Source organism: Clostridium sp. CAG:43, assembly GCF_000434655.1.
In the GTDB taxonomy this organism is placed as follows: domain Bacteria; phylum Bacillota; class Clostridia; order Lachnospirales; family Lachnospiraceae; genus Otoolea; species Otoolea fessa.
In genome coordinates this window covers 10,492-18,597 of the sequence record NZ_FR895020.1, presented here as the reverse complement: position 1 = coordinate 18,597, position 8,106 = coordinate 10,492, and the positions used below count along the sequence as shown (strand labels likewise).

The 8,106-nt window shown below is 53.4% G+C and carries 4 protein-coding genes; all 4 read left to right on the top strand.

Annotated elements, in window-relative coordinates; genetic code table 11:
• Positions 1-48 precede the first annotated feature (48 nt).
• Entirely contained in the window at positions 49-3,051 is a 3,003-nt protein-coding gene (locus QVO97_RS01730; RefSeq protein WP_022358697.1) for a DNA translocase FtsK, read from the top strand.
• Positions 3,052-3,093: 42 nt separating this feature from the next.
• Positions 3,094-4,557 carry a UDP-N-acetylmuramoyl-L-alanyl-D-glutamate--2,6-diaminopimelate ligase gene (locus tag QVO97_RS01725; RefSeq protein ID WP_022358696.1) on the top strand — a complete coding sequence of 488 codons (1,464 nt, stop codon included), beginning with the start codon at positions 3,094-3,096 and terminating at the stop codon, positions 4,555-4,557.
• An 18-nt stretch (positions 4,558-4,575) separates the two neighbouring features.
• Positions 4,576-5,985: a UDP-N-acetylmuramoyl-tripeptide--D-alanyl-D-alanine ligase gene (murF, locus tag QVO97_RS01720; protein WP_022358695.1), complete on the top strand. Its 1,410-nt coding sequence runs from the start codon at positions 4,576-4,578 to the stop codon at positions 5,983-5,985.
• A 161-nt stretch (positions 5,986-6,146) separates the two neighbouring features.
• A partial coding sequence (gene priA / locus QVO97_RS01715) for a replication restart helicase PriA (RefSeq protein ID WP_288188627.1) occupies positions 6,147-8,106 on the top strand: 1,960 nt, incomplete at its 3' end.

Below are 8,106 nucleotides of genomic sequence, written 5' to 3'. Positions count from 1 at the left end.
GCCAGACAGGCGCCGGAGCCGGTGGAGAAAAGTGGTACAGGGGCATTTATGGGAACGGAAGTGGCGATTATTGTATCATTTGCAATATCGGTACTTTTGTTTTTGAGCAATTTCGGGCTTTGCGGCTTTGTCGGAAGTTTTCTGCGATCGACTCTGCTTGGCGTATTCGGGGTGATGGGGTATCTGGTGCCATTCCTTTTATTTATGGGAACTTGTTTTTATCTTTCAAACCGAGGCAACCAGAAAGCCGTAGCCAAGTTGGTGGCGGTTGGCGAGGTGCTTCTGGCATTTTGCGGACTTTCCCAGCTTCTCATGGGAGGCGGTCAGCATCTGGACTGGAATCTGGGCGATTATTACGCGCAGGCAGGTGGAGGCGGCTTTATCGGTGGCATTCTGATGCTGCTGTTGTGCGGAACAGTGGGAACGATCGGAGCAGTTCTGATTCTGCTGGTGCTTTTGGCACTCGGTGCTGTGTGCATTACGGAGCGTTCCCTGGTAAACTTCGTTAAACAGGGCAGCGGAAGGGCGTATGAGTATGCGAAAGAAGATATGAGCCGCCGCCGTGAGATACATGAGGAGAAAAAGGAAGAAAAACGCCGTCTGCGGGAGGAGCAGCGGGTCCGTGGCGTTGATCTCGAGGGCGCCAAGCTGACCGAGCTGCCAGTGATGCGGAATTTCTCGGAAGGAGTCCCGGAGGGAACCGTGCTGGGACCGGAGGATGCACCGGAGGAATTCCGTGAGATGCATGGAAGGCAGGAAAACTTGCAGGATGAGGCCGCGGCTTATGATGATTGGACCGATGTTCCGGCAGAGGGAAAAAATCTGGCACAGGATTCCAGACAGGGAGTAGAGAAGGAGAATCCGGCAGATGTATTTCGCGGGCAGATATTCCACGGTGACGGAGCGGTAGAACCAGAACCGATGGAGTATGAAGAAGAGCCGGTGGAGTACGAAGAAGAGCCGGTGGAATCGGAGCAGGATACATATGCATACGCTGGTTCAGAATCTCAGTTTCAGGAAGAATCGGAGCGCGAGACGGCGCGGACAGTAGAGCCTGCAGAGACAGAGGACAGTGCGAGCGACCAGCTCCTGAAACGCCTGTATGTACGCCGTGATACCCGGACGATGGAAGAATTTGCCGGCAGCGAGAGCCGGAAAGGTCCAGGCTATTATCCGGTAGAGACACGGGAGAAACCGGCTGCGGAGGCGGCGTCCGGTTTGACCGCAGAGGAGGTTCATACAGATTTAGGGCATCAGGATATCTTTGAGCCATCGGAAAACGAGTGGGAAACCGTTTCGATGGGGAATGAGGATGAATGGAACGAACCTATATCTGGGGAAACGGATTCCGAACCAATCGATGGCTATTATAAGACGCTGGAATCAGAGCGGGGCGAGGCAAAGGGCAGTTTCTTTGTCCCGGAGGATTCCAAAACGGTCGTGACTGCATCCGGAAAGGTGATCGAGACAGATACAGAGGCAATACAGAAAAAACTGGAGCAGAAACGGGAAGAACGAAAAGCACTTCCAGTTGAGGAACTGACGGTTCCAGAGCAGATCGAGCGCAAGGAAGAGGAAGAAAAGAAGATCCAGAAAGAATACATATTCCCGCCATTGACGCTTTTAAAACGTGGTACGGGACAGACCGATTTCTCGGATCAGGAGTACCGGGAGACAGCGATCAAGCTGCAGCAGACGCTCCAGAACTTCGGCGTGGGCGTGACGGTTACAAACATCAGCTGTGGACCGACGGTTACCCGCTATGAGCTTCACCCGGAGCAGGGTGTCAAGGTCAGCAAGATTGTAGCGCTGGCGGATGATATCAAGTTAAATCTGGCAGCGGCGGACATCCGTATCGAGGCACCGATTCCTGGCAAGGCGGCGGTCGGTATCGAGGTTCCGAACAAGGAGAACCATGTGGTTCTGCTGCGCGATCTGCTGGAGTCAGAGGCATTTAAGAAATATCCGTCCCGGCTGGCATTCGCGGTCGGAAAAGATATCGCAGGTCAGACGGTTGTCAGCGACATTGCGAAGATGCCGCATCTTCTGATCGCGGGTGCGACCGGATCGGGTAAATCAGTCTGCATCAATACGCTGATCATGAGTGTGATTTATAAAGCGAAGCCGAGCGAGGTCAAGCTCATCATGATCGACCCCAAGGTGGTTGAGTTAAGTGTATACAACGGTATTCCGCATCTTCTGATTCCGGTTGTGACCGACCCGAAAAAGGCGTCCGGCGCCCTCAACTGGGCGGTGGCAGAGATGACCGACCGTTACCAGAAGTTTGCAAAATACGGCGTGCGCGATCTTAAGGGTTTCAATGCCAAGGTTGAGTCGATCGCGGATATCGACGATCCGAAGAAACCGGAGAAACTGCCGCAGATCATCATTATCGTGGATGAGCTTGCCGATCTGATGATGGTAGCGCCGGGCGAAGTAGAAGATTCGATCTGTCGTCTGGCACAGCTGGCGCGTGCAGCGGGCATTCATCTGGTGATTGCGACGCAGCGACCATCGGTCAATGTCATCACCGGTGTGATCAAGGCAAATATTCCGTCGAGAATTGCTTTTTCCGTCTCTTCCGGAGTGGATTCCCGTACCATTATTGATATGAATGGCGCGGAGAAACTGCTCGGAAAGGGTGATATGCTGTTCTATCCGTCGGGCTATCAGAAACCACAGCGTGTACAGGGCGCGTTTGTGTCCGACAATGAGGTTTCGGATGTGGTCGGATTTTTGAAACAGGAGGGGCTGACCGCAGAGTACAGCGCCGAGGTTGAGTCTAAGATCCGTTCGACGGCGATGGATGCGGGCTTTGGCGGCGGTGGGCGCGATGCCTATTTTGCACAGGCAGGTAAATTTATTATTGAGAAAGACAAAGCATCCATCGGCATGCTGCAGCGTATGTTTAAGATAGGCTTCAACCGTGCCGCGCGTATCATGGATCAGCTTGCAGATGCAGGCGTGGTCGGTGAGGAAGAAGGCACGAAGCCGCGTAAGGTGCTGATGAGCATGGAGCAGTTTGAAAACATGATGGAAGAAGGATATTAAAAAGCGGAATCATTATAAAATATCAAAATCAGGAGGTATCCTATGAAGCTTAAAAGTTGGCTGAAAGAATTGCCGTATACATTATTGCAGGGCAGCCTGGAGACGGAGGTTGACGAGGTGGTCTACGATTCAAGAAAGGCGGCGCCGGGGACGGTGTTTGTGTGTATGCGCGGGGCAAACGTTGATTCGCATACCTTTATCCCGGATGTGGTTGAAAAGGGCGCGCCGGTTCTGGTGGTCGAGCATCCGGTTGAGGCGCCTGAGAACGTGACGGTCATTCAAGTGGAGAATGGACGGAACGCGCTATCGCTTCTTTCTGCGGCACGTTTTGATTATCCGGCGCGGAAGATGACGGCGATCGGTGTGACCGGCACGAAGGGAAAGACGACTACCACTTATATGATCAAGGCGATTCTGGAGGCAGCCGGACAGAAGACGGGTCTCATCGGAACGAACGGCGCTGTGATCGGTGAGAATCATTATCCGACCAAAAATACGACGCCGGAATCCTACATTTTGCAAGAATATTTTGCAAAAATGGTGGAAGCGGGCTGCCGTTACATCGTGATGGAGGTTTCTTCCCAAAGCTACCTGATGCACCGGGTAGACGGACTTTTCTTTGATTATGGAATTTTCCTGAATATTTCCAATGATCATATTGGCCCGAATGAACATGCAAGTTTTGAAGAATATCTTTACTACAAAAAGCAGCTTTTGAAAAACTGCCGGACAGCGCTCGTCAACCGCGATGATCCGCACTTTGATGCGATCGTAGAAGGGGCGACAGCAGAGATCCTGACCTTTTCATTGGAACAGGCGGCTGATTTTACAGCGGATGACATTCACTATGTACGCGAACATGATTTCGTGGGCGTCGAATTTCAGACGCATGGACGATATGAGAGCGATCTGCGCGTCGGCATTCCGGGCAAATTTAACGTGGACAATGCGCTGGCGGCAGCGGGCGTGTGCAGCTTCTTTGATCTGCCGAAGGAGAAAGTCTGCCATGCGCTGGAACATATCCAGGTCGATGGACGGATGGAGATTGTATATAAATCAGCAAAGTGCACCGTGATCGTTGACTACGCCCACAATGCGGTCAGCATGGAAAGTCTTCTTCTGACGCTGCGCGACTACAAGCCGAAGCGTCTCGTCTGCGTCTTCGGATGCGGCGGCAACCGGGCGCGCGATCGCCGGTACTCGATGGGAGAGATTGGCGGAAAGCTGGCAGATCTGTCGATCATCACGGCGGATAATTCCCGCTTTGAGAAAGTGGAAGATATTCTGGCAGATATCAAGGTTGGACTTGCAAAAACCGATGGCAAATACGTTGAAATCCCGGATCGCCGCGAAGCGATTGAGTACAGCTTGTCCCATGCGGAAGAGGGCGATATCATCGCGATCATCGGAAAAGGGCATGAGGATTATCAGGAGATCGAGGGCGTGCGCTATCATTTCCTTGACCGGGAAGTAGTGCAGGAGACGGTGAAGAAGCTGCATATGTAATCAATTTGGAGGCAAAATATGGACCATATTACAGTCAGACATATCGTGGAAGCAGTGTCGGGAACACTGCTCTGCGGAGATGCAGATACGGAGTTAAAACACATCAGCATTGATTCCCGGAGTATGCGCGGGGCGGATCTGTTTGTTCCGCTGATCGGGGAGAAATCAGACGCGCATCGTTTCCTGGTTCAGGCGATGGACAATGGGGCGGCAGCCGCACTGACTTCGGAGCATGAGGTGGCACCGGAGGGCTTTCACGGCGCGCTGATCCAGGTAAAAGATACGAAACTGGCATTGCAGACGATCGGACGCTGCCTGCGGGCACGGCTTTCTATCCCGTTAGTTGGTATCACCGGCAGCGTGGGAAAGACGACGACGCGCGAAATGGTGGCGGCGGCGCTTTCAGCGAAATATAAGACGTTCAAGACACCGGCAAACCACAACAGCCAGATCGGTGTGCCACTCACGATCTCGGAGATTTCTGAGAATGATGAGATCGGCGTGCTGGAACTGGGAATGAGTGAGCCGGGCGAGATGGCGGTGATCGCGGAGATTGCGGCGGTGGATTCGGCAGTCATGACGAATATCGGTGTGACGCATATTGAGAATCTGGGCTCCCGCGAGAATATCTTAAAAGAAAAGCTGCATATCCAGGACGGTATGAAGGCAGGCGGAATCCTGTTTGTAAATGGAGATAATGATATGCTTTCCAACGTGCATGCAAAAGCAGGCTGCTATACCGTCCGTTATGGACTTGGAGCAGATAACGACTACCGCGCCGAGGATCTTTCATATCCGGATGGATTTCCGTCCTTTACGATGGTACACGGCGAGGTGCGCGTCCCGGTGAAGCTGACTGTTATGGGCGAGCACAATGTCATGAATGCGCTGGCTGCCCTGGCGGTTGCGGATGCCTACGGTGTGCCGCTTGCCGATGCAGCGGAAAAGCTGCTTGAATTTGGCGGGTTCAAGAACCGTCAGCAGATTTATCATAAAAATGGTTATACGATCGTGGACGATACCTACAATGCAAGCCCAGATTCGATGAAAGCGGCGATAGGCGTGCTTTCTTCCCTGCCGGCAGGACGCAGAATTGCGGTTCTGGCAGATATGAAGGAACTGGGAGAGAATACGATTCAGTTCCACCGTGAAGTTGGTGCGTTTCTGGCGGAAAAACCGGTCGATATCCTGGTTGTATATGGCGAACTGGCGCAGGCGATCGCCGAGGGAGCAAAGAAAGTCAAACCGGATCTGCATGTCGTTTCGTTTGAAGAGGGCGAAAAAGAAGATATGCTTGACTGGCTGGATGCACAGATCGGTGAGGGAGATGCAGTCCTGTTCAAGGGCTCCAACAGTATGAAGCTGGGGGAAACGGCAGCGAGGTTTATCTCAGTCGAGAAGACTCCCACCTCTTCAGGTGGTGAGTAATAGCAAATTTGTCTCAGTGGGAGTTGGGTCTCCGACTGAGATAAACGCTCCGCGAGGATGCGCAGTGATTCTGTAAAGAATATGTCAGCTTCGCTGACCAGAATCACGCGCCAAGTCTCACGGACGTTCGACTTGAATTAGAAATAGAAAGAGAAGGAATCATGGCGTATCAATACGCGGATATTATTATAGATATATCCCATGAGAAGGTGGATCGCCCGTTTCAGTACCGGATTCCGACGCAGCTGGCGGAGGAGATTACGGCGGGAACGTGCGTGACGGTACCGTTTGGAAAGGGTAATTCACTTCGGACTGGATATGTGGTGGGAATGGGAAATACGGCGGAGTATGACCCATCCCGCATCAAGGAGATAGCTGGGATCGCACCGGGCAGTATGTCGGTGCAATCCCAGCTTATCCGTCTGGCGTGGTGGATGCGGGAACGTTATGGCGCGACGATGAACCAGACGCTCAAAACCGTACTTCCCGTCAAGGAAAAGATAAAACCGCGCGAGAAAAAGACGCTGCATTGTCTTTTAAACCAGGAAGAGCTGGAGGCGGCAATCCTGGCGGCACAGAAGCGGCATTATAAGGCGCGGATGCGGCTCCTTGAGGCATTCCGGGACAATCTGGATATTCCGATGGAATTTGCCCGACGGGAGCTTGACCTGACCCTGGCGGCGATCCGCCCGATGGAGGAACAGGGACAGCTTTCAGTGAAAGTTTCCCGTGAGGAACGCGGGTTAAACCATGCAAAACTGCCGCGTCCAGCCGGACAGACCGTGCGTCTCAATGAAGAGCAGCAGGCGGCGGTTGACCGTTTCTGTGAGGATTATGAGACGGGGAAACGTGAAACGTATCTGATTCACGGCGTTACGGGAAGTGGAAAGACAGAAGTCTACATGGAGCTGATGGCGCGTGTCCTGCGGGATGGAAAGCAGGTGATTCTGCTGATCCCGGAAATTTCGCTGACATATCAGACGGTGATGCGGTTTTACCGGCGATTTGGCGATCAGATCGCGATTCTGAATTCCCGTCTCTCTGCGGGAGAACGCTATGATCAGTGGGAACGGGCGGCGCGGGGCGAGGTTTCCGTGATGATCGGACCGCGGTCGGCGCTGTTTGCCCCATTTTCCAATCTGGGACTGATTCTGATCGACGAGGAACATGAGGGCGCCTATAAGAGCGAGACGATGCCGCGCTATCATGCAAGGGAAGTAGCGGCGGAGCGCGCCCGGCTTTCCGGGGCTTCGCTGGTCTTGGGCTCAGCGACTCCTTCTCTGGAATCGTATCTGCGGGCGCAGAATGGCGAATATGTGCTTCTGCCCCTGCATCACCGGGCAGTGGCGGGAAGTATCCTGCCGAAGGTACAGATTGCTGATATGCGTGCGGAGATGCAGGTAGGCAATAAATCGGTGTTCAGCCGGACGTTGGATGCAATGTTGACAGAGAGACTCGCACGTGGCGAGCAGGCGATGCTTTTTATGAACCGGCGCGGCTATTCCAATTTTGTTTCCTGTCGTTCCTGCGGAAAGGCGGTGACCTGTCCGCATTGTGATGTTTCCCTGACACTACACGGGAAGAACCGTCTGGTCTGTCATTACTGCGGCTATACGATTCCGCTGATGAAGCAGTGTCCGTCCTGCGGATCACCGTATATTGCCGGGTTTGGGGCCGGAACGCAGAAGATGGAAGAATTTACGAAAATTCGGTTTCCGGATGCGAGGATCCTGCGGATGGATGCGGATACAACGGCAAAAAAAGGCGGACATGAAGCGATTCTGGAGGCATTTGCAAATCGTGAGGCAGATATCCTGATCGGCACGCAGATGATTGTAAAAGGGCATGATTTTCCGGGAGTAACGCTGGTCGGAATCCTGGCGGCGGATCTTTCCTTAAATACGCCGGATTACCGCAGCGCGGAGCGGACGTTCCAGCTTCTGACGCAGGCGGCTGGCAGAGCGGGGCGCGCCGGGAAGCCCGGCGATGTGGTCATCCAGACGTACCGGCCGGAACACTATGCCGTGCAGGCGGCAGCGGCGCAGAATTATGAGCTGTTTTACAGCCATGAGATCAATTACCGGAGGCTGCTTCATTATCCCCCAGTCTGCCAGATGGCTG

Bases quoted from the DNA above. Each gene is read 5' to 3' on its own strand.
- QVO97_RS01730 (WP_022358697.1), top strand. From the start codon at position 49: ATGGGAACGGAAGTGGCGATTATTGTATCATTTGCAATATCGGTACTT.
- QVO97_RS01725 (WP_022358696.1), top strand. From the start codon at position 3,094: ATGAAGCTTAAAAGTTGGCTGAAAGAATTGCCGTATACATTATTGCAG.
- murF (WP_022358695.1), top strand. From the start codon at position 4,576: ATGGACCATATTACAGTCAGACATATCGTGGAAGCAGTGTCGGGAACA.